Genomic DNA, 24,998 nt, shown 5'->3' with positions numbered 1-24,998 from the left:
ACAGGCTAACAAATGGAGATTACCGAAGATTAAAGAAGATAAAACACACCGTTAGGCAAATAAGGGGAGGACATTTAAAATGATCGAAATTAAAGTACCTGAGCTTGCAGAATCTATTTCAGAAGGAACTATTTCACAATGGCTTATCAACGTAGGCGACAAAGTTGAGAAAGGTGGCAGCGTTGTTGAGCTTGAGACTGACAAAGTCAATGTAGAAATCATTGCAGAGGATTCAGGTATTGTATCGAAGTTACTAGGCGAACCTGGAGATACAGTTGAAGTTGGTGCTACTATCGCAATTTTAGATGCAAACGGCGCAGCGGTTGAAGTAAGCACACCTGCTCCGGCTAATGAGCAACCAAAACAAGAAACTACTGAAGCACCGAAAGCAGCAGCTCCAAGTGCTGAACAAAATAAAGCGTTGCAAGGTTTACCAAATACAAATCGTCCTATCGCATCACCAGCTGCTCGCAAAATGGCTCGTGAATTAGGAATCGATTTAAACGAAGTACGTAGCACAGATCCACTTGGACGTGTGAGACCACATGATGTACAAGCTCACGCTGCAGCGCCAAAAGAAGCACCAGCTGCTCCAAAACAAAGTCCGGCTCCAGTTGCAAAAACTGAATTTGAAAAACCAGTTGAGCGTGTGAAAATGTCCCGCCGCCGTCAAACAATTGCAAAACGTCTTGTAGAAGTTCAACAAACATCTGCAATGTTAACTACATTTAACGAAGTTGATATGAGTGCAATCATGGAATTACGTAAAGAACGCAAAGATGCTTTCGAGAAAAAACATGATGTACGTCTTGGCTTTATGTCATTCTTCACAAAAGCAGTTGTTGCAGCATTAAAACAGTTCCCATTATTAAATGCTGAAATTCAAGGCGATGAGCTTATCATTAAAAAATTCTATGATATCGGTATTGCAGTAGCAGCTCCAGATGGATTAGTTGTTCCAGTTGTACGCGATGCTAACCAATTGAACTTCGCTGAAATTGAAAGCGAGATTCGTAATTTAGGTCTGAAAGCACGCGATAATAAACTTTCATTAAAAGAGCTACAAGGTGGTACATTTACAATTACAAATGGTGGTGTGTTCGGTTCTCTAATGTCGACACCAATCCTAAATAGTCCACAAGTAGGTATTCTAGGGATGCATAAAATCCAAGTACGTCCAGTTGCAATTGATGCAGAGCGTATGGAAAACCGTCCAATGATGTACCTTGCACTATCTTACGATCACCGTATTGTTGATGGTAAAGAAGCAGTTAGCTTCCTTGTTGCTGTTAAAGATATGCTTGAAGATCCAAAATCATTGTTATTAGAAGGTTGATAGATTATTAATCTATTAAAGGCTGTAGAATGAATCATTCTACAGCCTTTTTTCATTATGTTCATATGGGACAAATCACACTACATAGACTAATAATGTATGCCTAAAACGTAAGGGGGATAAACATGAATAACCTTCCAGTTCATGCAAAACTTAAAGCAAATAAGGATACTTTCTTCCTCCCCGATTCAAACGGGGGCGTTTACTTTCGAAATAACTCCAGTTCATTCCGTATGGATGGTGATGGAATTTATGACTGGATTGAGAAATTAATGCCTATGTTTAACGGTAATCATTCTTTGACAGAAATAACCGATGGTCTCCCTCTCCCCTATCAAAATCGTGTATTTGAAATTGGAGAGATTTTATATGAAAATGGTTTCGTTCGTGATGTAAGCCAAGATGCTCCCCACGAATTAAACAGTGCATTACTCGACAGATATGCTTCGCAAATTGAGTTTTTAGAAGCTGATTCCCATTCAGGCGCTTTAAAATTCGAAACGTACCGCGCAGCAAATGTGCTTATAATTGGTTCTGGCGATATGCTTACTTCCCTAGTTTCTTCTTTATTAGAATCTGGTTTACCTACATTTCATTATCTTGTTACAGATCGTGCTGAAACAAACTACAATCGAATTCATGAATTAAGCGAACGTGCATATGCAAATGATGACAATGTACTCATTCAAGAAATAGATATTACAATTGATCGCCCTTTACATGAAGTATTCGAGCCTTTCGACTGGATTTTATACGTTTCCCAAAATGGAGATATTGAAAGTTTAAGAGCAATCCATACTATTTGTAGAGAGTTTAAGAAAAATTTCATACCAGCTATTTGCTTATCAAGAATTGGTTTAGCTGGACCCGTCGTAACCGCAGACCGTGAAGAATGCTGGGAATCAGCTTGGCATCGTCTACACGAAACTACTTTACAAAGTGAAAATCCACCTGAACCTTTCTCACCAATTGCATCTGCAATGTTAGCAAATGTTATCGTTTTTGAGTTATTTAAACATGTCGCTGAAGATTCACATAGGCAGCATAATCCTCAATTCTTTTTATTAAACTTGGAAACACTTGAAGGAAAGTGGCACCCTTTCATAAAACATCTTCTCGCAACCGATGAAATCTTTACAATTGATACGGTGCAAAATCTTCAAGAAAACCTTGCCCAACGTTCCGGACAATATACTTCAACTGAACTTTTTCGTTTTTTTGATGCGTTAACTTCTAAAGAAGCTGGCATATTCCACATGTGGGATGAACAAGATTTAAATCAATTGCCTTTATCACAGTGCAATATTCAAGTTGCAAATCCATTATCAGACGGACCTACCTCTCCCCTTCCTACTATAACTTGCGGTGGATTAACTCATAATGAAGCACGCCGCGAAGCTGGCTTAACAGGAGTTGAAACATATGTAGCTGAAATGATTCATCGTCTTATCCCTGAACATACTGATATCGGTATTGGTGCTGGGGAAACGATGACAGAAGGTGTATACCGAGCACTCCAAAAACATTTAAATAATAAGTTATATGAACGCCAATCACATATGCTAGAAGAGATTACAGAGCTTTATTTAACCGAAATTCATGATAAACATTGTAGGTTTTACTACGATGCTCTCTCTACAATTCATGAAATACCTAAAGTAGGAATGAGTGAGGAGTTACTTGGTTTTCCTGTCGTTTGGATCGGTATTAATGATAGATGGTATGGTGCGGCAAATATTAATATAACACTCGCATTAAGAAATGCTCTGCAACAAGCACTCCTTCATATTCAAAATGAAGAGATTCCTTATAAAGCTAATATGTTACCGGAATCATCCATTGTTTTATATAGTACGGATCCTGTTAGAGTAGCAATACAAGAAGAGGAAGAAATTCCAGGCGTACAGTCTTTACAAGTTGCTTTGCAAAATTTAACGGAAAACAACTTGTATCCATTCGTTTTTGATTTAGCTATTGAGTCATTTTTAAGAGACAACTTAGACGGTGTATATGGGGTATTAATTGCAAAGGAGGATGACCAATGACTCAAAACATACTACTTATAGGAGATGGCCTACTCACAGACTATGTACATGAGCAATTGTGCAAGCAATATTCACTCATCCGCCAGCATACAATTACAGAAGCTCTCCCTGAAAACATTCATCTTGCTCTCGTTTTACATGACGGGTCTCCTTCTTCCGTACATCGTGATGCTGAGCTTATCTTTCGCTCAAATAATATTCCGTGGCTTCGCGCGTTTACTTCGTTTGGTGAAGGTATTATCGGTCCTTACGTGAAGCCTCTTACAACTGGATGTTCCCACTGCGCTGATGGACGCCGGTTTATAGCTGGCTTTGATCAAAAAGAAATGTGGGAACTACAACGAAAATATGCATTAAAAGCAGAGAACGTGACGAGGCGTGATGTACGCGCCACCCAAAATGGAATGTTACAAATGTGCCAGCTCATTCATGCTGAAACAGAGAAAATATTAGCTCATGGATATTCTTCTTTAGAAAACGAACTCATTTTACTGGACTTACAAACGTTACAATGTACCCGGAATTCGTTTCTTCCAGACCCTCTCTGTCCGGTATGCAGCAATTTGCCTGACGATACAGCAGATGCAGCGCAAATTTCTTTACAACCAAGTTTGAAAACGAGTACTGAAACGTATCGCTGTCGTTCCATTCATGAGCTAAACACATTTTTAACGAGAGACTATTTAGATTACCGGACTGGTATTTTAAACGGTAAAATGCAACATTCTCTATTACCGTTTGCTGATGTCATTATAAACATGCCGTTACTGTTTGGAAATGAAGGTGTCGCGGGCCGGACTCATTCATTTTCACTTAGTGAAGCAACCGCTATTTTAGAAGGTTTAGAACGCTATTGCGGTATGTCGCCTCGTGGAAAAAAAACAAATGTACATGGCAGTTTTCGTGAGCTAGAAGATATTGCACTGAATCCCCTCACACTTGGTGTGCATACAAATGAACATTACAATCGTGATAGTTTTCCATTTAAGCTGTTTGATCCTGATTATGAGCAAAACTGGGTATGGGGATATTCTTTATTACAAAACCGACCACTTCTAGTTCCAGAATCAATCGCTTATTATAGCCTTGGTCATAGAGATGCTTTCGTGTATGAAACATCAAATGGATGTGCAATTGGTGGTAGTTTAGAAGAAGCAATTTTTCACGGCATTTTAGAAATTGTAGAGCGTGACGCCTTTTTGCTCACTTGGTATGCCGAATTACCTCTTCCCCGTCTCGATCTTAGTTCAGCCAATGATACTGAATTGCAACTAATGTTGGAACGCTTACGCACAATTACTGGATATGAATTATACGCTTTCAACGCGACGATGGAACATGGTATTCCGAGCATATGGGTCATTGCGAAAAATACAAGGCAAGATGGTATGAATCTCGTCTGTGCTGGCGGCGCACATATGGAACCAATTCGAGCTGTAAAAAATGCAATTCACGAAATAGCAGGCATGTTACTTATAACAGATGAAGAGCTTGAACAAAAAAGAGAGAAATATGAACACTGTTTACAAGATCCATATCTTGTTTCGCAAATGGAAGATCATAGTATGCTGTACGGATTGAAAGAAGCTGAAGAGCGTCTTCACTTCCTTTTACGTGATGATGCTCCAGTGCAAACGTTCCAAGAAATGAATGCATTACAATCATTTGATATGGATTTAACATCTGATCTTCATCAACTTTTAAACAGGTTACATCAATCTGGACTTGAAGTAATTGTTGTAGATCAAACGGTCCCCCTTATAGAAAAGAACGGCTTACATTGTGTAAAAGTAATTATTCCAGGCATGTTACCGATGACGTTCGGTCACCATCTCACTCGGGTTACAGGACTGGATAGAGTGTATACCGTACCGATGACACTTGGATATTGGGCTGAGCCTTTAACGAATGAAAGTTTAAATCCACATCCGCATCCGTTTCCATAATTCATAGTGAGGGGGAAATTTGATGCAACCTGATACTTTTTTACATCATCTCCATTTTTCTATTAATGAAATTATGTCGTCCGATAAAGAGATTGACTGGGAAGACGCACCACTTCCTTATAAATTATATCGAAATTTACCAGTAATCCCTCTCTCTTTAGAAATCCCATTAACTTTGCGGAATTCTTCTACTAAACCTAACTTAGAGGAAATCGGTCATTATCTTTGGTACTCATTTGGTTTAACACAATTATGTCAGCCTACTACTAACCTAGAAAATAATAAAACAACGACTCTATTTCGAAGATTCATCCCTTCTGGGGGTGCTTTATATCCGAATGAATTATATATGTATTTAAAAATTGATCATTATCCAGACGGCATTTACCATTACGACGCCGCGCATCACCGTCTTATCTTACTTCGCGAAGGAAATTTCGATTCTTATCTTACAGAAGCACTCGGCAATCGTTGTAACATACATTCTTGTTTTGGTGCTGCATTTGTATCCACTATGTTTTGGAAAAACTTCTTTAAATACAATAACTTTTCGTATCGTCTTCAAGGATTAGATAGCGGTGTTCTCATCGGTCAATTACTTGAATGCGCAAAACAATTTGGTTATACAAATGGTGTATATTTTCAGTTTCTAGATCGGGCAATGAATCATTTACTTGGACTGTCAGAAGGTGAAGAAAGTGTGTATGCTGTTATTCCTTTAAGTACAGAACCGAATACAGATTGGTTTCATGATGATCATCACGAAAATAAAACTATTACTTCTCATGACTTGTTGCAACAAATCCCGCCGTTAACACATGAGCATTTCGTTCGTTCAAAACATGTAGATGACTATCCGATGATAAAAAAAATAACCGCGGCATCTATGATTGAATCGACAGAACACTTCCAAACATTTACCTGTGAAGAACGACAACAATATAGTCCACACGCTATGCAGCTACCTAAAGTGGAACGTTTATCATATGATTTCTTACAACTTTGTAAAAAACGATATTCACCTGATTCTGACTTCATTTTAACGAAATGGGATGCAGCCGAGCTTGCTACTCTACTACAAGCAGCGAGCCTCTCCTTCCCTTATTACAACGACCTTGATGGCAAGTATGTAAATGAAAACGCACGAGTCTCACTATATGGATGTTTTTATAACGTAAAAGACATAGAAAACGGCGCTTACGCTTATAACAGTAGGACACATTCCATACAGCCAATTCGGTACGGAGATCTTCGTTATTCTCTGCAATCCAGTATGACGATGGATAACGTAAACCTTTTTCAAGTACCACTTTGTCTACATGTAGTCGGAAATAAAGATTACTATAAAAATAAATTAGGTTATAGAGGATATCGCATTCATCAAATGGAAGCTGGCATGCTCGTTCATAAACTCGTTTTAGCTGCGACCGCTATGGGGATGGGCGGGCACCCGTTACTAAGTTTTGATACAAATTCATGCGATCAATTGTACGGGATTGATGCCGGAAATGAAACTTCACTCATTCAAATTCCGGTTGGGGCGTATCGAGCGCGAAATTGGCTAAAAGGGTCCTTGCATAATTAGAAGCACGCCGATTAATGGCGTGCTTTTTTTAAAGGAGTTAAATTATTAAAAGCGAAATAAATACATATTCTTATATAAAAAATGATATGAAAGAAGTATTTCGCGTCTTAAAACCGAATGGATCCTTTTTACTAGTCGCTGAAACTTTCAAAATTCAATATCATATGGATAAATTTAAGACGACCGAAGAATTAGTAAACCTTTTTTATGAGACGGGATTTACAAGCGTGAAATGTTACGAAGAAAGAGGGTGCCTTTGTTTAATAGGAAATAAGTAAAAAAGCAGACCTTTCAAGGTCTGCTTTTTTACTAGATTACTTTAAAAATACTCTTAATTTGTCTTGCAAATAACCAGTTTTTCGTACCGTAGTTATCATTTAGACTATCTAAATTAATAGCTTTCCCGTTAGAAAACTTTAGTTCTAACGTTGTATTTTTGTCATTTGTTTTTAAGTTGCTATTTGTAATGTCATCATACTTTAATTTTTCAATCTCAATATACTCTTCCTTCTCTTCTCCGATAACGACGTGATCTTGGAAGAAGAAGAATACTTCTACTTTCTTACCGAAACAAAATACGTTTTTCGTATAAATTAATGTCGCGTTATCAAGTCCGACACATACTTCTTTCATCTCTTCAACAACGTTTCCTAAGTCTTCTTCGTTTCTTGCATTTGATTCAGCAATCCATTCTTTGATTGTATTCATGTTAATTGCCATACTGTGCCCCCTGATTCTTTCATTGCTTTATAAAAAAATAAATACTATATGACAATATAAGCGATACGTACTATGTTTTCAAGGGCGAACGGTATATTCAAAATAAAGTGAAACTTTATTTATTCCCCTTTCACAAAAAAAATAGCACTTAAAAAAGTGCTATTCCGCTCTCCTTGCTGCTTGTTGAATTGGATCCCAAACGCTGTTATATGGTGGTGCGTAACTTAAGTCGATATCTTCTAAATCGTGAATACTCATTTTATTGAAAAGTGCCATTGCGATAACATCAATACGTTTATCTACACCTTCTTCTCCAATTACTTGTCCGCCTAATAATTGTTTCGTATCGGCGTGATATAGTAATTTCAAGTGAAGTGGCGAAGTACTTGGGTAATAGCCCGCCATATTTGTTGAATCTACTTTGACCGTCTTATACGGGATGTTTAGCCCTTTCGCTTCTTTTTCATTTAAGCCTGTTCTTGCGAGCGTCAGATTCATAAATTTAATAATGCCCGTACCTAACGTACCTTTAAATGCTCTTCGTTTATCAACCATATTGAGTCCGGCAAGTCGCCCTTGTTTATTCGCAGTCGTTCCAAGCGGGATATGGTCATGAATTTCCTTTATAACATGGTAATGTGTTGCACAATCACCAGCAGCGTATACGTCTTTCACATTTGTTTGCATATAAGCATTTACTTCAATTGCCCCTTTATGATTTGTACGTATATTTGTTCCTTCAAGAAAATCGGTATTTGGCTTTACTCCAACAGATACTAAAACAAGATCTGCTTTATACGTACCTTTATCCGTTTCAATTTGTTCCACTCTTTCGTTTCCTTTAAATGCTTTTACATTTTCATTCGTTAAAATTTCAATATTATGTTTGTCTGCTTCTTTATGTATATATTCAGCCATATCGGCATCATAAATCGTACCGATATGATCATTTCGCTCAATCATTCTTACTTTCTTACCAAGCTCTACAAATGTTTCTGCCATCTCCAGTCCAATCGCACCGCCGCCAATAATGGTTACATCCTCAACTTTATTCGTTTCTAGCGTTTTTAATATGCGCTCAGCATCCGGAATTGTTTTTAAAAGATGAACGCCTTGCAAATCTCGCCCTTCCCATTCTGGCATAACAGGGCGCACTCCAGTCGCAATTAATAAACGATCGTACGGAAATTCAAAAACATCTTTCGTCTCCGTATGCTCTGCGTACACCATTTTCTTTTCCGTATCTACTTTCGTTACTTCATGACGCACTTTCGCATCAATTCCATATTTATCACGAAACGTCTTTACATCGCGTGCAATTAACTTTTCAGTAGAAGCAATAACACCACTAATCACATACGGTAATCCGCACTGAGCGTACGAATAAATTTCACCTTTTTCTAATGTTACAACATTTGCATTTTCATCGTTTCTAACAATTTGCATAGCTGCACTCATACCTGCTGCATCTCCACCAATAATGACATAGTTCACTTTACCACTCCTTCTTTTTTTACATACTCTTTACGTTTTCCATATTTTTTAGAAATAACACCTACTTCCATTGTAAAGAAATAGAATTCTATCTACAAATTTGGTGCACAAACCTATGCATGAATAGGTATCCGTCGTGTCTTATAAACAACATATTTAATATGCTATAACAGCAACTATTGAAAGTAGGTGAAACATACATGTGCGCCGGCCTTCTCGCTCAAACTCCAGAGGAACCGCAAGAACCGAAAGCCGCCATGCCACTTGATCAAGAATTTTCTATTAACGCAACATTATACAGCGCTCGTGCTTGGTTATCTAATGATGAGACTTTCGCACAAACGATTTGGAAAGGCTCTCGCTTTGCTTCAGCATCACACGCTGGCAAGTCCATCTTACCAATCGGTACTGTTAAAATTTTGAACTTATCTGATGATACAATAACAGTTACCGCATCATCAGATAAAGATGATACTCTCAAAATAGTCGTACCCCCTCGTTCTGAAGGTGTTTTAACATCTAGTGCATTATCTGATGTGCAAGCAAGTACATCAGGAGGAGCAAGCAAAGTCACATTCCTCTTTCATATCTTTTTCTCAAGGGATCCTGGTCCAGCTAAATAACCATAGAAAAGGTACAGCTATGCACTGTACCTTTTTCACGTGTTTATTCTCTTGATTTGATCAATTCAACATTATAAGTTTCAATATCTGTTAGCTTTCCTGTAAAATACGGATTTTCTCTATACCAAGACTGTTTTGAAAAATACGCTTGCATATCTTTCGTTTGAAACATATGTCCATGTCTTGCGTATATTTCGTTTCTTGCTATTTTCAATTGTTCTTTCGATAAATATGTTAAGTCCGTACTCGTTAATTTTCGAATATCACTATCAGGGAAGATGAAACCATTATATACATAATGAGTCGTAAGCGGTGGAGTAACATTGTAAACAACTGTTTTTTCTACACTTTTCTTTTGAAATGGAAGATTATAAGCCGAAAGTGCCGTTACCGTTTCTACCTTTGTCGTTTCCCTTCCGTTTTCTCCATTTCGTTCTAAATAAATCGCCGCACTTCCATCAGTCGCTATCGGTCCCCACGTAATTTCTTCTCCGGTCAACGCAGTAACTGGCTTTTGATTCACGTACAATGTTGCACCAGACGCATTCGTTTGAACTGTAATATATTGCCCTTGCAACGTTAAATCTACCGTTACATTATTTTGACTTTGTTTCATAAGTACAACCTTTTCCTCACGTGATAGTTTTACATAGTCATTTTTATATTCAGATTGAAATACTTGAGTTCCAGGAAGAAACGGTCCATATTGCTTCTCAAACTTTTTGTCATTTGTCTTATCAATTTCTTTTCCGTTCAATTTTAAAGATGTACCTTTTTCATTTGTAAGCAGAGTCGTATAATACGTCTTCGCTTTCAATTTATATCGATCAAATAAAAAGAAATGTTTCCCATCTTTCGTTAAAGAAAAATCTGCTCTTTCTATTCCATCCCCTTGTTTTTCACCTTGCCTCAAATATTCTTTCAATTCATTCACGTATGATGGATTTTCTTTTATATATGAAAATAGAGGCGTTAAACTCTCTTTCGTTACAATAATGGCTGGATCATCTGCCTTGATGATCTCAGCTAATTTCTCCCCGTCCCTCTCTTGTAAAATAGTAATCATTCGGTCTACTTGTGCCGTCTGCTTATAATACGATGATCCATACAAATACAATCCAACAATTACTATAACAAGTAATGTTAAGAGTGTAATGCCAACTTTTGTACCGCCGCTCATTTTCTTCTTTACTACAAGACTTTCCCTCTTCATCCCGCAGTTTTGGCAAAATTGCACTCCATCTTCATACTGAGCTCCGCATTTTGTACATACATTCATCCATTCAACCACCTTTTCGTTAGAAGCCTGTTAATCCCCCGATAAAGGTTTGGATTATCGTTTTAATGTAAGACCAAAACACGATAAACGTTGCAATTCCGATTAAAACATTTGCGATAATAAGTGTGTAAACAGGATCTACTCCGCCGTTGTCTAGTTTTAATATAGCTACAATTATACTAATTCCCATATACGTTGTAGCCAGCCCTAATAAGATTGGTAAAAAAAAGATCAATAGGAAACTAAATAGAAAAGAAAGAACTAGTATAGCAATAGCTGGCGTCGCTATCGTCCCCCATATACCGAATGCTTCAAGAAAAGAAAAAGATGATTTCATCATCTTACCACTTACAAAAATAATAAATCCGACAAATAAAGTTAAAATTAATAAAAAGAAAAAGACCATTACAGATTCTCCGAAGAAAGTAGGAGTAGCTATATCTGGCACTAATGTCCTCGTAACAGTCGCCGCTGCGCTCATCATTCTATAAAAAATACATGCTCCTAGAAAGCAAATAAGCACAAGACTTACAATTCCATTTCGCACTTCAATATTTCCACTTTCCATAATGGCCGATGGTGATTTAAAAGCATTTTTAAAGAACTGAAAATAGCCACTTGCAAATTGTTTCGCCTGCTCTACCGTTTCATTCGGACGAGTTTCCTTTACTCGTGCCGGGCGCGATAGCTGCCCTTCTTCCTGCCCACCACTCGCTACCACTTCTTCCGTTAACGAATGTCCACAATTTCCGCAAAACCTTGCTTCCGCTGCATTTTCAGTATTACATGCCGGACATTTCATTCTCTCATCCCTCCTTAAGCATATACCTTATAGGGTGTTACAAATTCAATATATGACTTTGTACATAAAACATGACTACAAGAAAAAGAATATGAAATCCTTCTTTTAAACGAAACTATGTGTGCTAGTAATATAGAAAAATAATGTTATTATGAAACAGAGCAAATAACATTTTTAACAGATTGGATGAAGACAGTGGAATTTGTAAACTCGATTTTTCAAACACTCCTTACAAGTGTGATCCAATTATTTTCTTTAATTGGTGTCATCATTGTAATTGGATTTATATTAGGTTATTTAGAATCTCTCACACGAACGTATTGGTCGAGAGCTTTTGGTAGGAAAGGTTTTCTTTTAACCGCGTGGATTGGTGTTCCCGTTCATGAGCTTGGACATGCAATTATGTGTCTATTATTTCGTCATAAAATTGTAGCAACGCAGTTTTTCCCAACAGATACAAGTCAGGGAGCTTTAGGTTACGTACAACATCAATACAATCAAAAAAGTATATATCAACGAATCGGTAATTTCTTTATCGGCATCGGTCCTATTATTTCTGGTATTACTGCCTTAATACTTTTAATGCGCTATTTCGTACCAGAGTCATATTATTTATTTAATACTAATCTGGAAAAAACTGTTACATCGACTTCTATTAACTTAGACATGATCCAAAACATGTTTTTATCAACATTCTTTTTATTAAAAAGCTTGTTTACAATGAACAATTTATTGACCCCTTCTTTTTGGTTATTTTTATTTATCGCTATTTGTATTTCCGCACATATCGCTTTAAGTAAACCAGACATTAAAGGATCAATAGACGGTGTCATCGTCATGTTTATCTTATTATTTTTATTCAATATAATAGCGGGACTGTTTCAGTACGATAGTAATCAACTAATCGGTAAAATGATGAAATATAATATGTATCTCATCGCGTTTTCTAGTGTAGCGCTTCTTTTCTCTTGTATTTCTACACTTGTTAGTTTTGGGTTTTATAAAATGAGAAGAGGGCGTTCATTGTGAACGTCCTCTTCTCATCAATTATTTCTCTTATAATCACAATGCTCAACCGGAACACGAGCATGCCCTTCTTCATCCGTACACCATGACTGTGACTGAAAGGCAAGAAAAATACCAATCCACTCTTCCTTCTTCTCAAAGTGAATCAATATCCCACCGTCTTGCCATTTGCCATCATCACCTTTCCATTTCTCTACATTCCCTTGATTCATATGAATATCGTGTATACCGTTTCCTGGTTCAAAATGAAAGTAAGAATCGGATGTATTTTCTTCTGGTCCCCATCTTTCACCAAACGCGTAAATAATCGCTTTTTCTTCTATTGCTCGCTTTATATAACGTTCTATTTTTTCATTTAAATCATTATCAATTCCTGCTTTTTCAGCAGGTAAAGGAATCATTTGTTTTGAATCAAATACATTACCTCTTACGTAGTCTAAAGCTACTTTCGGTTCATTGTTTTTTATTTCTGTAAACCCAAACGGTAATGTCGGTAAAATGTGAATAGCTTCTGAATCAATATGTTCGCTTGCAAAATATAAAACTTCTGACGGATAACTTTGCGACTTTACGTTAATTGCAATACGATAATCTACTTCTGCTTCGCCTTGTAAATGAACTTGATAATGAGGTGTTTTCCCTTTTCCAATCTTAGATTGTACAACTGTACCTTTTAATACACCGTAGTTTTTTAAGGGCATCTCTTTCATCTCCTATTCATTTAGTAGAAGCTGTTCATACTTTAGGCATTATCCATATAAAAAGAAAATCCTCCTTTCCCAGGAGGATTTCTTATTTTCTCAACATATACCAAACAATAACCTCCACCACTACAAGCAACACCGCACCAAAAATCATTAACGTCGTCTTCTTTAATAGTTCATTTTCACGATAAGGGATATTACATAAATACGCGCCTAGTGTAATCCGTGATGGACAAGCGATTGTGGCTACTGATGATGCGGTGTTTTGGAGTGTTGTGACATATTGCCACGGGAGCGCTACGTTTTGCGCTGTTTGCATTTGGAGTTTAATAAACATCGCATTTGATCCTGCGTTACTACCTGTTAAAAAGCCGCCAATTCCGCCTATGAAAGGAGCAACGAAAACGAAAAATGTTCCAAATGTTTCACCAGCTGTTTTTGCGAGTAATGAATGCATACCAGATGCACCCATTAGTTCTGAAATTGCGATAAACATTGTCGTTGTAATAGCGAAAGGAATCCATTGTTTTATCGTTTGTGAGAGTGATTGTTTCATAATATTTGATGGAATGCGGAAGAAAATAATTGTAAATAAACAAGTCATGGCGAGCCAAAATCCTGGTGAATATAGTAGCTCTAATTTGTAAGAATATGATTTTAAATCGAGAACTGCATATGACCTAAGAAAATCATGTAATGCTGGAACGAGGCGAGAAAGTAAAATACAAACTGTTAAGAATATATAAGGGCTAATAATTTTTATAATAGATACTTCTCTCTCTACAGCCACAGCATGTTCTGTTATAAAGTTTTGCTCACTTTTGCCTTTTAATTTAATGATTAGAAAGCCAAATGTAATGGTAACGATAGAACTTAATATCCCTGCAAGTTCAACACTTACGTATGCGTTAGAAAGATAGATTCCGAGAGAAAATAATAGAAAGAATCCTACTCCTTCCTTACACTTTTCTATAACTGCCTGCCAGCCACCGACAACGTATAAAGAAAGGAAGATAAAATATGCGAAAATCGGGATGCTTAATAATGCTGTATTTGTACCAAAAGTTGTGAGCGGCATGTTAATAAGCTGAGAACCGATAATCGTACCCGTTGCCATCGCGCCCCATGAACTTGCAAGTAAACCGATAAACGATAGTAGCACAGCTTGAAACGGTTTATAACCGAGCGAAAGAAAAATAGGTGCTGCGACCATAAAACCAATTCCGAATCCACTCACTGATTCAATAAGTGGACAAATACCAAAACACATAAGAAGCATTTGTAGTAAGCGATCGTGCGTAACTTCTTCTAGAAAACGCGCTACTTGATCGATGTACCCCATTTTGTTCATGAGGTGAAATAAAAAAATACCAAAAAACAACACGTATCCGACAATAAAACAAATTAACCAACCTTTAATCGTTGCGTGCACAGTTTCACTTATCCCTAATTGGAACGTTGGCGAAAGTAAAACGATTCCGACAGAAACGGCATAAGAGATTAATGAGGCTCTTAATGACGTTTGTTTAAACAAAAACAAACAAATGAAAATCATCATAATCGGGATAAGTGCCAACAATATGGCCATGCTATCATCTCTTTTCGTAAAAATTGCAATTTTTAACTATTATATAACAGATGTTATGATTTTCAATTATTTTTATAACAGATTTAAAAAAGGAGCCGCTTGGCTCCTTTTTTGAATAACTAATATTTTATCTTTTATCCTGAAAAACCGTCTGCTGTCCAATCATTTTTTCTAGTACAACAAACACAATATAAGCACATATTACTTGCAATACAATATTCCCAAGTTTTATTAATTCAAATGAATGGATCCATTGGAATAATTCACTTAATAATACAATCGAAACGATACTAAATAGTTCTATACTAACCGAAAATATACATACTTCTAAAATAGATTGCTCTTGTATTCGATTTAATTGGGAAAAGATGAATACATATCCTAAAAACAGAGCCATCAACTCTATTTTCGTCATGCTAATGAGCCAAGCGTATAATGGTACAGTTAAAAGAAGATATAATAGTTTACGTCTTAGCATGCCTTCTCACCCTCTAAGTTATAAGTATTTTCTGTATATTTTAACATTTATTACACAAAAGAAACAGAAGAGACTTAAGCCTCTTCTGTTTCTTTTACTGCATGTATTAACTCACAAATTTCTTCTCGCTTTTCATTTTCTAACAGCTCAATGACTTTACTCCCAACGACAACGCCGTCACATATTGTAATCATTTCTTCAATTTGTTCTCGTGTTGAAATACCGAATCCTGCGACTACTGGTAAGTGGACGTGTGCTTTTACTTTTTCTAAGTAACTACGAATCTCATCTTTAAAGTTTTGACGTACTCCCGTTACGCCCGCTACTGTAACGGCGTAGACGAATCCTTGTGATTCACTCGTAATTTTTTCGATTCGTTCAATAGGGCTCGTTACGGTAACGAGTGGAATTAAAGCGATATTCGCCACGCGAAGGAGCGGTGCAATAATGTCTTGTTCTTCATACGGTAAGTCTGGAACGATAATACCGTCCACCCCTGCTTCAAGACAGCTCTCAATGAAACGTTCCTTTCCGAATGCGAGTACTGGATTTAAATATGTCATAAGTACAAATGGAATTTGAACTTCTTGCCTCACCTCTATTAATGCTTGAAAAATACCTTTCAATGTTACACCGCTATCTAATGCTCTTTTTCCTGCCCTTTGAATAGTTGGACCGTCTGCGACTGGATCTGAGAACGGAATACCGATTTCAACGATGCTTGCTCCTGCTTCATCAAGAAAACGAATTCTTTCTTTTAACTTTTCAAGTCCACCATCTCCGCCCATTACATACGGAATAAATGCTTTCTTGCCATTTTCAAACGCTGCTATAATTTTTTCTACTCCCATTTTTTACACCTCTTCCATATAACGTTTTATACTCTCTACATCTTTATCACCGCGGCCGGATAAACAAATGACAAGTCCTTCGTCTTTCTTCATTTGCGGCGCTAGTTTTAAAGCGTATGCAACAGCATGTGAACTTTCTAATGCCGGGATAATCCCTTCTTTTTTCGTTAATAATTGAAATGCTTCTAACGCTTCTTCATCTGTAATGGAATGATAAGAAACGCGGCCAATATCTTTTAGCAAGCTATGTTCTGGCCCAACACCCGGGTAATCCAGCCCTGCCGAAATAGAGTGCGCTTCTTGAATTTGCCCTTCTTCATTTTGCAGAAGGTACATCATCGATCCGTGTAAAACACCGACACTTCCTTTCGTTAAAGTGGCTGCGTGCTTTTCTGTGTGAACACCTTTTCCAGCTGCTTCAACACCGTAAAGAGCAACTTCTTCATCGTGTACGAACGGATAAAACATTCCCATTGCATTACTACCACCGCCAATACAAGCAACGACTGCTTCTGGTAATTTTCCTCCTAACGCTTCGTATTGCTTTTTCGTTTCTTTCCCAATTACACTTTGGAAATCACGAACAATTTGCGGGAATGGATGTGGCCCGAGAACTGATCCCATAATGTAGTGCGTATCGTGTACATGTGAAACCCAGTAACGAAGCGCCTCGTTTACTGCATCTTTTAATGTGCCGCTACCTGCCGCAACGCTTTCTACTTTCGCTCCGAGTAATTCCATTCGGAACACGTTTAATTTTTGTCGTCTCACATCTTCTTCTCCCATGAAGATGACGCATTCTAAACCGAAAAGTGCACATACAGTAGCTGTTGCAACTCCGTGTTGTCCTGCTCCTGTTTCAGCGACAACTTTCTTCTTACCCATTCTTACCGCAAGAAGTGCCTGACCGATTGTATTGTTAATTTTATGAGCTCCCGTATGGTTCAAATCTTCACGTTTCAAATAGATTTTTGCTCCGCCGCAATACTTCGTCATATTTTCAGCGAAATAAAGCGGTGTTTCTCTTCCAACATACGTTTGTAAATAATGATCTAATTCCTTTTGAAACGCTTCATCTTGCATCGCTTCTTTATATGCTTCTTCTAATTCTAATACAGATTGCATTAACGTTTCTGGAACGTATCGTCCTCCGTATATACCGTAATGACCTTTTTCATCTGGATATGCATAATTCATTTGGAACACTCCTTCGCTTTTTTAATAAATTGTTTTATTTTCTTTAGATCTTTCTTTCCTTCTGTCTCTACTCCGCTGCTCACATCGATCATATATGGCTGAACGGTTCGAATTGCTTCTTCTATATTAAGGATGTTTAATCCGCCAGCTAATATCGTTTTCTCTCGCAACTCGTTTGGCATATGTGCGAGTAACTCCCATGAGAATGTCTTTCCGTTTCCTCCGTGGAACTTTTCTTTCGGGCTATCAAATAACAGATAATCTGTATCGTATTTTTTCGCACATTCAATATCTTTCTCTAAAGCTACTCCTACTGCTTTTATAGACGGAATATTCAATCTCCTAATTTGATGATTGTCTTCATCCCCATGTAGTTGCACATGCGTTAACCCGCACTCCTCTGCAATTTTCTGGATCACTTCTACTGATTCATTTACGAAAACACCTACCTTGAAAACGTGGACTGGAATTTCCCCAATAATTTCTTTCGCTAGCCCTGGGGTGATTTTCCGCTTACTTTCTGCAAAAACAAATCCAATTGCATCTGCTCCGTATTCGCAAGCATGTTTTGCTGTTTCAACATCAGTGATGCCGCAAATTTTCACTTTCATATGTTCACCTTACAGTCTTCGAAAAAGTTACTTATAGAAGATGATGTCATAAGTGCTTCTCCAACTAATACACCTTTTGCACCAGCTCGTTTGACGCGAATAATATCTTCTTTTGAATGAATGCCGCTTTCACTAATCCAAAGTAGGTTTTCCTCATTCAGTCGTTTTCCGAACTTTTCAGTTTGGCTTAAATCTACTTCAAATGTTTTTAAATTACGGTTGTTAATACCGATAACGTGCGGATTTAATCGGATTGCAATTTCTAATTCCTGTTCATCATGAACTTCAACAATCGCTTCTAATCCTTTTTCTAGCACGTAGTTATAAAGCTCGTTTAATTTCTCTTTTGACAATGCTGCAACAATTAATAAAATAAGATCTGCTCCTGCTTCATACGCTCTATCAATTTGGATTTTATCGATTATAAAATCTTTACATAAAAGCGGAATGTTACTTTCTGCTCTTGCCGTTTGTAAGTCGTGAAACGACCCTTTAAAAAATTGACCGTCTGTTAAAACCGAAACTGCTCCAGCACCGCATTCTTCATATGTTTTCACTTGTTTTGGCACATCAACGTGTAAATTAATATCGCCTTTTGATGGAGACGCTCGCTTTACCTCTGCTATTACAGTAAACTGCTCTAACGCTTTTACAAGTGAGTGTGTTTTCCTTTTTTCTTTCACTGGTGAATATGTTTCATATAACTCCGCAACTTCTACTTTCTTTTGCTCTACAATTTTGTCTAAAATCGTCCCCATTTTAATTCACCCTTTCTAAATTTTCATGACTTGCTGCAATTAATAAGTTTAGTTTGGCTAATGCTTTTCCAGAGTCAATGCTATGTGCCGCTAGTGTAATTCCTTCTTCAATCGTTTCTGCTCTTCCATTTGCGAAAAGGGCTAGACCTGCATTTAATAAAACAGTATCGCGATAGACACTCTTTTCTCCGCTTAATACTCCGAGCGTAATCTTTGCATTTTCTTTTGAATTCCCACCTCTAATTTCTTCATTTTTCACTCTTGAAAAACCATACTTTTCTGGATCAATACTCATTTCTACTATTTCATTATCTTTTAAAACGACGACATGATTTTCTCCCTGTAATGATGCTTCATCTAAAAAGCCACTTCCGTTTACGACGAGCGCTTGTTTTCTGCCAAGTTTCTGCAATACTTCCGCTACTGGCAATAACATATCTCGCTTATAAATACCGACAAATTGTGTTTCTAAATTAACCGGATTCGTCAACGGTCCAATTAAGTTAAAGATCGTCGGAACGTTTAATTCTTTTCTTATTTTCATAATACGTCTTAATGCTGGATGCATCGCTGGTGCGAATAAGAAGGCAATACCTACATTCTCTAATAAATAGTCAATCTCACCCGGCGTACAGCTTATGTTTACACCGAGTTCTTCTAATAAATCAGCACTTCCTGTTTTACTAGAAACAGCGCGGTTTCCATGTTTCGCAACCTTTACACCAGCTCCGGCAAGTACAAATGCCGATGTTGTACTAATATTGAATGTTTGCGCACCGTCACCACCCGTTCCGCAATTGTCCATCGCGCCTTTTATATGATTTGAAAACGGTAATGCCTTTTCGCGAAGAGCACGAACGAGACCGTATATTTCTTCTGCTGTTTCGCCTTTCGCTTTCAGCAATACTAAGAAAGCTGCAACTTCACTTTCCAATATGTTGTCACTTAATAAAAGAAGTCCCGCTTCATACATTTCTTCTTCTGTTAAATGTTGTCCCTCTACTAATTTTCGAAGATAACTGTTCATACTCTCTCCTCCTCTTTCACTTCTGCTAAAAAGGCACGTATTAACTTTCCGCCTTCTTCTGTTGCAATTGATTCTGGGTGAAACTGTAATCCGAAGAGCGGATAATAGTTGTGACGAACTGCCATGATTTCTCCGTCATCCATCGCTGTCGCAAGTATGTCAAAACACTGCGGCAAACTATTTTGCACTGCGACGAGTGAATGGTAACGCATTGCTGTTAGCGGCTGCGTTACGTACGAAAAGATTGACGTTCCGTTATGTTTCACACGCGATGTTTTTCCGTGTTTAATGCGCTCTGCTCTAACAATTTCTCCTCCAAATGCGGATATGATTGCTTGATGGCCAAGGCAAATTCCTAAGATGGGAACGTTCTTATAAAAGTGACGAATAACATCGATACAAATTCCAGCATCTTCTGGTTTCCCAGGTCCTGGTGAGAGCACAATTCCTTTCGGCTTCATCTCCTCTAATTGTTCAATTGTTATTTGATCATTTCTTACGACAACAATTTCTTTCTCGTACTCGCCTAATAGTTGATACAAGTTATATGTGAACGAATCATAATTATCGATAAGTACAATCATTTCATAACCTCCAAAAGCGCTCTCGCTTTATTTAATGTTTCTTCATATTCAGCAACCGGGTCTGAATCGTAGACGATACCCGCTCCTGCCTGAACGTACGCTTTCTCGTCTTTTACAACCATCGTTCGAATTGCTAGCGCCATATCAAGGTTTCCTGAGAATGAAATATATCCAACCGCTCCGGCATATACATTTCTTTTTTCATGCTCTAACGTATTAATAATTTCCATCGCCCTTATTTTCGGAGCACCTGATACTGTACCAGCTGGTAAACAATACGCTAATGCATCAAATCCACTCGTTTGTTTTCGCAATGTTCCGTAAACTTCAGATACAATGTGCATAACGTGAGAGTATTTTTCTACTTTCATATATTTATCTATCGTCACAGAGCCAATTTCACTTACTCTGCCAATATCATTTCGTCCTAGGTCCACAAGCATCATATGCTCTGCTCGCTCTTTCTCATTTCCTAACAGTTCTTTTTCGATTTCCTCATCTTCCTGCTTCGTTTTCCCTCTCGGCCTCGTACCAGCAATTGGGTTTGTCATCACTTTATCCTCTCTTACTGATAACAAACTTTCCGGCGAAGAGCCAAGTACAACATAATCTTGAAAATCGATATAGAACATATATGGTGATGGATTTGCAATTCGAAGTTTCCGGTATAATGCAAATGGATCTCCAATACATTCACTTTGCAAACGCTGGGATAATACAACTTGGAAAATATCTCCGGCCCGAATGTATTCTTTCGCTGTTTCTACCATTTCACAAAATTCTTTTTCAGTTATTGAAGAAGTGAATGATAATATTGATTGTATTTCATTTACTTCCGCTTCTTCTCCCTTTAGCACTTCCTCTTTGTATACTTGCAATCTTTCGTATACTTCTTCATAAGAAGCTGGATCGTCTTCCCTGCATACATATACAAATGACAACTTTTGGCGTAAATGATCGTAAACGGTAAACTCACGATATAGTAAAAGGTGTACTTCTGGAATATTTAATGGATCGTGTAAATCTGCTCCAATGTTTTCATACTGCCGAATGACGTCATAGCCAATATATCCAACTGCTCCCCCGCAAAACGGAAATGGACTGTCTACTTGCGCTGGTGCGATTACCTCTTCTAGCATTTGCAGTACGTTACCCTGCAGCTTTTCTTTTTTCCCATACATCATTCGCTCTACTTCTATACCAACGCTTTTCACTTCTCCATAAGGATTACACCCTAAGTAAGAATAGCGCCCTTTATCTTGATGAAGCTGCGAACTTTCTAATAAAAACTTTTTCTTTCCCTTCATACGTCTATATAAAGAAATTGGCGTAATGCTATCTCCTTCTTCTTCAGCAATTACTAAAAATGTGTTTCTTTGTTCTTTTTGCTTCATAAATTCCTCTTTTGTCATCATGCCTTTCACCTCACTCTGAAAAATAAAAAAGTCCCCTACATATCGAAATATGTAGAGGACGATAAATTTACCGTGGTACCACCTCAGGTTGGACGCAAAAGCATCCCGCTTTATTCAGGTACAAAATATATACCTTATCCTTGTAACGGCGGAACCCGGGTTGCCTACTGAATAGAAATTGTTCAGCATACCTCTCGTAAGCCCATTCCGTATATGGCACCGTACCGGGCTCCCACCTGCTCCCGGCTCTCTGTAACGTCTCCAAATATACGTACTCTTCTTACTTAAACGATTTAGCTTATTTAATTTTTTATACACAAAAAGGGAGTACTCATCCTATAGAAAGGACGGGTACTCCCGTGGTGCCACCTTAATTCGTTACGAATGTAACGCACTTTGCCGTATCAAAAAATAATACGTGTCTCTTATATCGATGAGATCATGTCGCCAAAGCCTACTTCTTTCGTTTCGGTTTGGAAGCTCCGAAGCCCATTCCACATCAATTCCATACTGATTCGCACCAACCATCAGCTCTCTGACATGTTCATCATGTGTACTCTTCTTCATCAACGCTTGCATTTTTTTAAGTTGCACTCATTATATTCCTCTCATTTCTAATAAGTCAATACTTTTTCCGAAAAAAATATTTTTTCTTCATCCGATATTATATTGACAAAACAACCTGTTTTTATGTAAATATAATAAATACTCTATTAAAATTAAGGTTTTTTGTCAGAAAATTATATATTACAAAAGCGAAACATTGTCAAAAAACGCTTACATTTCAGAAAATTCGTATTTCCGAATGGATTTTTCTGAATAATCATGATAGATTATAAATATGCAAAATGCATCAAAAGACATGACAAAAGGAAGGGGAACTACATGAGTACGCAGATGTTAACTTTAACTTCTATCTCTATTTACATGCTCGGGATGTTAGTAATCGGCTATTTCGCCTACAAACGAACGTCCAACTTAACAGATTATATGCTTGGCGGGCGTACACTAGGCCCCGCAGTAACAGCATTAAGTGCTGGAGCATCCGATATGAGTGGTTGGCTTTTAATGGGATTACCCGGTGCAATGTTTAGCGTTGGATTAAGTAGTAGTTGGATTGCGATCGGCCTTACACTAGGCGCATACGCAAACTGGCTTTATGTCGCTCCTCGCTTACGTACCTACTCTGAAATGGCAAACAACTCTATTACTATCCCAGAATTTTTGGAACACCGCTTCCACGACAAATCTCATATGCTACGCTTAGTATCCGGACTTGTTATTATGATTTTCTTTACTTTCTATGTAGCTTCAGGACTAGTTTCAGGCGCTGTATTATTTGAAAATTCATTTGGTATGAACTATCATGTTGGATTATTCATTGTCGCAGCAGTTGTCGTGGCTTACACATTATTTGGTGGTTTCTTAGCTGTAAGTTGGACAGACTTCGTGCAAGGAATCATTATGGTAATTGCTCTTATTCTTGTTCCTATCGTAACAATTATGAATTCGAACGGACTTGGACCTGCGTTTGACACAATTCGATCTGTAGATCCAACACGTTTGGATATTTTTAAAGGTGCCTCTACTTTAGGAATGATTTCTTTATTCGCATGGGGCCTTGGTTATGTTGGACAACCTCATATTATCGTACGCTTTATGGCAATTTCGTCTGTAAAAGAAATTAAAAGCGCACGAAGAATTGGTATGAGCTGGATGATTTTCTCTGTTGTCGGAGCTATGTTTACTGGTCTTATCGGTATTGCTTACTATTCACAACAAGGGTTGACATTATCTAATCCAGAGACAATTTTCCTTGAACTTGGAAAAATTTTATTCCATCCACTTATTACTGGATTTTTATTAGCAGCGATTTTAGCAGCGATTATGAGTACAATCTCATCTCAGTTGCTCGTTACTTCTAGTGCTATAACAGAAGATTTATATCGTACATTCTTTAAACGTTCTGCTTCTGATAAAGAGCTTGTATTTGTCGGTCGTATGGCTGTACTTGTTATCGCCTTAGTCGGGTGCGCATTAGCGTTTAAACAAAATGATACGATTTTAGCTCTTGTGGGATATGCTTGGGCTGGATTTGGTTCTTCATTTGGACCTGCTATTTTATTAAGCTTATATTGGAAACGTATGACGAAATGGGGCGCACTTGCTGGTATGGTTTCAGGTGCCGCTACAGTAATTATTTGGACACAGTTCAAATTCTTAAAAGATTTCTTATATGAAATGATTCCTGGTTTTGCTATTAGTTTAATAGTAATCATAATTGTTAGTTTACTAACTAAACCTTCAAAAGAAGTTGAAGAGCATTTTGAGAATTTTGAAAAACAACATATTCATAATCTATAAAAAGAAAGCTCTGCTGTTACGATAACAGCAGAGCTTTCTTTTTACCGCAGTTCGACAATATTCTTCTCGAATTTAACAATTTCTTTATGTTTCGTTAAATTTACTATAACATTCTTCCTTTATATTATTAGTATCGACACCTATACAGAAAGGGGACTCCACAATGTTAGCATCTTTACAGCAACAACATATAAGAAAATTTTCACCTATCACAAACACTTCTGCTTCTCGTTTAAACATACAACCAAATCCACCTAAAATTTCAATTGCTCCTTCTGTTATTTCAGTTATCGGTGTTCATATGCAAAAAAATAAGTTAAAGATAAAAACTGGACAAAGTACTGAGTTATCAGCTTCCGTTTTGCCAATGCAAGCAACGAATAAAGAACTTATTTGGACAAATATGAATTCTGATGTCATCACAATATACCCAAAAGGTGATACGGTAACGATTACTGGAAAAAGTGCAGGAAGAGCAGTCGTAATTGTCACAACTGCTGAAGGAAAATTTCGTGACTTATGTATCGTTCACGTACAACCTTATATGACAAATCCAAAATAAAAG

At 37.5% G+C, this 24,998-nt stretch carries 22 protein-coding genes, 1 pseudogene and 2 other annotated features; of the genes and pseudogenes, 9 read left to right on the top strand and 14 right to left on the bottom strand.

Annotated features, from left to right (window positions below):
* Positions 1–79 precede the first annotated feature (79 nt).
* The 5 genes and pseudogenes from odhB to MKY70_RS06730 all read left to right on the top strand — a co-directional run.
* Positions 80–1,336, top strand: coding sequence for a 2-oxoglutarate dehydrogenase complex dihydrolipoyllysine-residue succinyltransferase (odhB, locus tag MKY70_RS06750; protein WP_002168867.1), 1,257 nt, complete (start codon positions 80–82; stop codon positions 1,334–1,336).
* A 125-nt stretch (positions 1,337–1,461) separates the two neighbouring features.
* Positions 1,462–3,381: a putative thiazole-containing bacteriocin maturation protein gene (locus MKY70_RS06745; RefSeq protein WP_113733618.1), complete on the top strand. Its 1,920-nt coding sequence runs from the start codon at positions 1,462–1,464 to the stop codon at positions 3,379–3,381.
* Positions 3,378–5,327 (top strand): TOMM precursor leader peptide-binding protein, encoded by a 1,950-nt coding sequence (locus tag MKY70_RS06740; protein WP_341074480.1) that lies wholly within the window; start codon positions 3,378–3,380, stop codon positions 5,325–5,327. Before MKY70_RS06745 ends, MKY70_RS06740 begins: the two co-directional genes overlap by 4 nt.
* A 22-nt stretch (positions 5,328–5,349) precedes the next feature.
* Positions 5,350–6,912 (top strand): SagB family peptide dehydrogenase, encoded by a 1,563-nt coding sequence (locus tag MKY70_RS06735; RefSeq protein WP_341023755.1) that lies wholly within the window; start codon positions 5,350–5,352, stop codon positions 6,910–6,912.
* Between the two features lie 74 nt (positions 6,913–6,986).
* Positions 6,987–7,190: pseudogene (locus tag MKY70_RS06730) on the top strand (SAM-dependent methyltransferase); the annotation flags it as partial.
* Positions 7,191–7,221: 31 nt separating this feature from the next.
* Here the strand turns inward: MKY70_RS06730 and MKY70_RS06725 are convergent.
* Both MKY70_RS06725 and MKY70_RS06720 read right to left on the bottom strand, forming a co-directional pair.
* Positions 7,222–7,632: a DUF3908 family protein gene (locus MKY70_RS06725; RefSeq protein ID WP_341023753.1), complete on the bottom strand. Its 411-nt coding sequence runs from the start codon at positions 7,630–7,632 to the stop codon at positions 7,222–7,224.
* 159 nt (positions 7,633–7,791) lie between these two features.
* Complete coding sequence (locus MKY70_RS06720; RefSeq protein WP_341023751.1) at positions 7,792–9,126, bottom strand: CoA-disulfide reductase; 1,335 nt, start codon at positions 9,124–9,126, stop codon at positions 7,792–7,794.
* Positions 9,127–9,326: 200 nt separating this feature from the next.
* On the opposite strand from MKY70_RS06720, the gene MKY70_RS06715 reads away from it, so the two are divergent.
* A complete protein-coding gene (locus tag MKY70_RS06715; RefSeq protein WP_140152436.1) occupies positions 9,327–9,749 on the top strand; it encodes a hypothetical protein in 423 nt (140 codons plus the stop codon).
* A gap of 43 nt (positions 9,750–9,792) precedes the next feature.
* Here the strand turns inward: MKY70_RS06715 and MKY70_RS06710 are convergent, their stop codons facing one another.
* Both MKY70_RS06710 and MKY70_RS06705 read right to left on the bottom strand, forming a co-directional pair.
* Positions 9,793–11,028, bottom strand: a complete 1,236-nt coding sequence (locus MKY70_RS06710) for a TcaA 3rd/4th domain-containing protein (protein WP_341023749.1) — start codon at positions 11,026–11,028, stop codon at positions 9,793–9,795.
* A gap of 19 nt (positions 11,029–11,047) precedes the next feature.
* On the bottom strand, positions 11,048–11,830 hold the full coding sequence (locus MKY70_RS06705; RefSeq protein ID WP_078175513.1) for a zinc ribbon domain-containing protein: 783 nt from the start codon (positions 11,828–11,830) through the stop codon (positions 11,048–11,050).
* 195 nt (positions 11,831–12,025) lie between these two features.
* On the opposite strand from MKY70_RS06705, the gene MKY70_RS06700 reads away from it, so the two are divergent.
* Positions 12,026–12,859, top strand: coding sequence for a hypothetical protein (locus tag MKY70_RS06700; protein ID WP_341023748.1), 834 nt, complete (start codon positions 12,026–12,028; stop codon positions 12,857–12,859).
* Between the two features lie 14 nt (positions 12,860–12,873).
* Here the strand turns inward: MKY70_RS06700 and MKY70_RS06695 are convergent, their stop codons facing one another.
* From MKY70_RS06695 to trpE, 10 genes are all read right to left on the bottom strand, one after another.
* Positions 12,874–13,557 (bottom strand): YukJ family protein, encoded by a 684-nt coding sequence (locus MKY70_RS06695; protein WP_341023747.1) that lies wholly within the window; start codon positions 13,555–13,557, stop codon positions 12,874–12,876.
* Positions 13,558–13,648: 91 nt separating this feature from the next.
* A complete protein-coding gene (locus MKY70_RS06690; RefSeq protein ID WP_341074479.1) occupies positions 13,649–15,148 on the bottom strand; it encodes an L-lactate permease in 1,500 nt (499 codons plus the stop codon).
* A 127-nt stretch (positions 15,149–15,275) separates the two neighbouring features.
* A complete protein-coding gene (locus tag MKY70_RS06685) occupies positions 15,276–15,626 on the bottom strand; it encodes a DUF4029 domain-containing protein (protein ID WP_002086916.1) in 351 nt (116 codons plus the stop codon).
* Between the two features lie 74 nt (positions 15,627–15,700).
* Positions 15,701–16,477 carry a tryptophan synthase subunit alpha gene (gene trpA, locus MKY70_RS06680; RefSeq protein WP_002011422.1) on the bottom strand — a complete coding sequence of 259 codons (777 nt, stop codon included), beginning with the start codon at positions 16,475–16,477 and terminating at the stop codon, positions 15,701–15,703.
* A 3-nt stretch (positions 16,478–16,480) separates the two neighbouring features.
* Entirely contained in the window at positions 16,481–17,674 is a 1,194-nt protein-coding gene (trpB, locus tag MKY70_RS06675) for a tryptophan synthase subunit beta (protein ID WP_341023743.1), read from the bottom strand.
* On the bottom strand, positions 17,671–18,285 hold the full coding sequence (locus tag MKY70_RS06670; RefSeq protein ID WP_002186404.1) for a phosphoribosylanthranilate isomerase: 615 nt from the start codon (positions 18,283–18,285) through the stop codon (positions 17,671–17,673). The genes trpB and MKY70_RS06670 overlap by 4 nt, the downstream gene beginning before the upstream one ends.
* The gene (gene trpC, locus MKY70_RS06665; protein WP_341023740.1) at positions 18,282–19,043 is read right to left on the bottom strand and encodes an indole-3-glycerol phosphate synthase TrpC; all 762 of its coding nucleotides are present in this window, start codon (positions 19,041–19,043) and stop codon (positions 18,282–18,284) included. The genes MKY70_RS06670 and trpC overlap by 4 nt, the downstream gene beginning before the upstream one ends.
* Position 19,044: 1 nt before the next feature.
* Positions 19,045–20,070 (bottom strand): anthranilate phosphoribosyltransferase, encoded by a 1,026-nt coding sequence (gene trpD, locus MKY70_RS06660; RefSeq protein WP_002086923.1) that lies wholly within the window; start codon positions 20,068–20,070, stop codon positions 19,045–19,047.
* Positions 20,067–20,654 carry an anthranilate synthase component II gene (locus tag MKY70_RS06655; RefSeq protein WP_002086924.1) on the bottom strand — a complete coding sequence of 196 codons (588 nt, stop codon included), beginning with the start codon at positions 20,652–20,654 and terminating at the stop codon, positions 20,067–20,069. Before MKY70_RS06655 ends, trpD begins: the two co-directional genes overlap by 4 nt.
* Positions 20,651–22,069 carry an anthranilate synthase component I gene (gene trpE / locus MKY70_RS06650; protein WP_341023738.1) on the bottom strand — a complete coding sequence of 473 codons (1,419 nt, stop codon included), beginning with the start codon at positions 22,067–22,069 and terminating at the stop codon, positions 20,651–20,653. Before trpE ends, MKY70_RS06655 begins: the two co-directional genes overlap by 4 nt.
* Before the next feature lie 51 nt (positions 22,070–22,120).
* Positions 22,121–22,367: a binding site (T-box leader), on the bottom strand.
* 42 nt (positions 22,368–22,409) lie between these two features.
* Positions 22,410–22,648: a binding site (T-box leader), on the bottom strand.
* Between the two features lie 306 nt (positions 22,649–22,954).
* Here trpE and putP point away from each other — a divergent pair.
* Positions 22,955–24,433 carry a sodium/proline symporter PutP gene (gene putP / locus MKY70_RS06645; protein WP_088035075.1) on the top strand — a complete coding sequence of 493 codons (1,479 nt, stop codon included), beginning with the start codon at positions 22,955–22,957 and terminating at the stop codon, positions 24,431–24,433.
* 163 nt (positions 24,434–24,596) lie between these two features.
* Positions 24,597–24,995 carry an Ig-like domain-containing protein gene (locus MKY70_RS06640; RefSeq protein WP_088035077.1) on the top strand — a complete coding sequence of 133 codons (399 nt, stop codon included), beginning with the start codon at positions 24,597–24,599 and terminating at the stop codon, positions 24,993–24,995.
* Positions 24,996–24,998: the final 3 nt, after the last annotated feature.

It is taken from the genome of Bacillus sp. FSL R9-9492, assembly GCF_038007365.1.
GTDB lineage: Bacteria > Bacillota > Bacilli > Bacillales > Bacillaceae_G > Bacillus_A > Bacillus_A mycoides.
The sequence above is the reverse complement of the archived record's forward strand: the minus strand, read 5'-3'. Positions and strand labels throughout refer to the sequence as shown.